The sequence below is a fragment of the Streptomyces sp. NPDC002690 genome (assembly GCF_053592415.1).
In genome coordinates this window covers 1-2302 of sequence record NZ_JBSFVR010000646.1, presented here as the reverse complement: position 1 = coordinate 2302, position 2302 = coordinate 1, and the positions used below count along the sequence as shown (strand labels likewise).

The 2302-nt window shown below is 73.4% G+C and carries 2 protein-coding genes; one reads left to right on the top strand and one right to left on the bottom strand.

The window, feature by feature from the left end:
* Window positions 1–76: 76 nt before the first annotated feature.
* Complete coding sequence (locus ACWD3D_RS36290; protein ID WP_451464920.1) at window positions 77–898, bottom strand: phytanoyl-CoA dioxygenase family protein; 822 nt, start codon at window positions 896–898, stop codon at window positions 77–79.
* Window positions 899–1027: 129 nt separating this feature from the next.
* Between ACWD3D_RS36290 and ACWD3D_RS36285 the strand changes: the two genes are divergently transcribed.
* Window positions 1028–2131 (top strand): LacI family DNA-binding transcriptional regulator, encoded by a 1104-nt coding sequence (locus ACWD3D_RS36285; RefSeq protein WP_451464919.1) that lies wholly within the window; start codon window positions 1028–1030, stop codon window positions 2129–2131.
* Window positions 2132–2302 lie beyond the last annotated feature (171 nt).

Here is a 2302-nt window from a genome sequence, read left to right as displayed (position 1 = left end):
CCCCGATGTGTCTGCCGCCGCTGCGTTCTGCGGCCGTGTGCCGGCGCCGTGTGCCGGCGCCGTGTGCCGGCGGCCCTCAGGCGTCGCCCATGACGAGACCTTCGATCGTGTGCTTCTGCGTCACGGGCACCAGCGTGTCGACGACCGCGCAGTCGAGGTGGCGGCGGACCCGTTCGGGCAGGCCCTCCCAGTACGACAGGGTCGCGGCGGTGTCGTGCCTGTCGCCGTTCATGGCCTCCGGGCCGTCGACCCCCAGAACCAGCACGGGCCGCGGCTTCGCCGAGTGGTTCGTGGTGCCGCGGTGGACGGTCAGCGCGCTGCGGGCGGAGACGTCGCCGCGCCGCGGGAACTTGCGTACGGCCCTCTCCTCGTAGCGCGGGTAGTGGGTGCGGGGCGGGAACATGCCGTGGCCGAACTCCGGACCGTCGTCCCACTGGGTGCCCGGCGCGATCTCGAAGGGGCCCATGTCCTCCTCGGTGTCGACGGCCGTCACGTTGAAGGCGAGGGAGGTCAGCCGCCGCTCGGCGCGGGTCTCCTCGGGCATGGGGAAGTCCCGGTGCCACGGCTGGTCGACCGCGCCTTCGAGCGGGACGTCGAAGCCCAGCTCGACGATCCGGTAGTCGGGGCCGAGCACCGCCTCGCAGACGGACCGCACCCACGGGTGCTCGACCAGGTCGACGAAACCGCGCAGCTGCTCGGGGTGGATCTCGACGTAGTAGCGGTTCGGGCCGCGCCCGACCGCGCCGCCGGGCCGCGCGAGCGCCTCCTCGAAGGCCACCTCGATGTCCTCGCGGAGGCGGTCGGTCCACTGCGGGGTGAACGCGCCCTTCCGCGCGGTGATGCCGTCCGCGTACAGGGCGTCCACGTCGGGCGTCACGTCGACGTCGAGACCGGCCAGGGCGGTCCGGGGATGGGCGTACCGGCTCACAGATGCCTCCTGATGGTGGTGCGGGTGGGCTGCCGGTAGTTTTACATCGTTGATTGCAACGTGGCAATGAGGTGGGTGCGGGTGTGCCACGATGTGGGGGTGAGCAGCAGCCTGAAAGACGTGGCCCTCCGTGCGGGAGTCTCCCCACGCACGGTGTCGAACGTGGTCAACGGCTCCGCGGCGGTCGCGGAGCAGACCCGCCTGCGGGTGCAGGAGGCGATCGACGAGCTGGGCTACCGGCCCAACCTCGCCGCCCGCAGCCTGCGGGCCGGCCGCACCGGCATCATCGGACTCGCCATCCCCGAACTGCACTCGCCCTACTTCGCCGAACTCGCCGGGCTGCTGGTGGACGAGGCCCGGCGCCGGTCGTGGACCGTGATCATCGACCAGACCCTCGGTGACGCGGAGGCCGAACGCCGCCTGCTCACCGGTGACGGGGGCCGCGTGATGGACGGGCTCGTCATCAGCCCCTGGGCCCTGAAGGCCCGGGACCTCACGGCCACCCCCCGCGCGCTGCCGGTGGTCCTGCTCGGCGAGCGGAGCCCCGACGGGCTGGCGGACCGGGTCGCGGTGGACAACGTCGCCGCGGCCGACGAGGCCACCACCCACCTGCTGGAGCGCGGGCGCCGCCGCATCGCCGCCATCGGCCTCCAGCCGCACCTGGAGAACGGCACGGCGGACCAGCGTGCGGAAGGCTACCGGCGGGCGCTGCGCCGGGCCGGCGTCGAGCCCCGCCCCGCGTGGGAGCGCCCCGTCACCTCGCTGCACCGCAGCGACGGGGCGCGCGCCATGGCGGACCTGCTCGACGGCCACGGGGCCGGAGTGGGTGGCGGCGACGGCGGTCCGGGGGAGGAGGACGGGACCGGAAGCGGTGGCGGCGGCCTGGGAGAAGGTGGCGACGTCGTCCCCGACGCGGTGTTCGCGTTCAGCGACGAACTGGCTCTGGGTGCCCTGCACACGGCACGTGCGCGGGGAGTGCGGGTGCCGGAAGACCTGGCGATCGTCGGATTCGACGACATCGAGGACGGCCGTTTCAGCTACCCCGGCCTCACCACGGTCTCGCCCGACAAGCGGCAGATCGCCGCGCGGGCCCTGCAGTGCCTGGCCGACCGTATCTACAGCCCCCGCAACGAGCTGCCCGCCCACGACCTGACGATCCCGCACCGGCTGATCGTCCGGGGGAGCACCGTCCCCGGGGCGTGACCTCGGGCGATCCCGGTGAAGGGCCGGGCCCATGTGTCGGTGAGGCCCGGTCGTGGAACGGGGGCGGGCCCATGTGTCCGTGAGGCCCGGTCGTGGAACGGGGCCGGGCCCATGTGTCCGTGAAGGCGCCCATGAGAAGAGGGCCGGGACCGAGTGCGTACCACTCGGTCC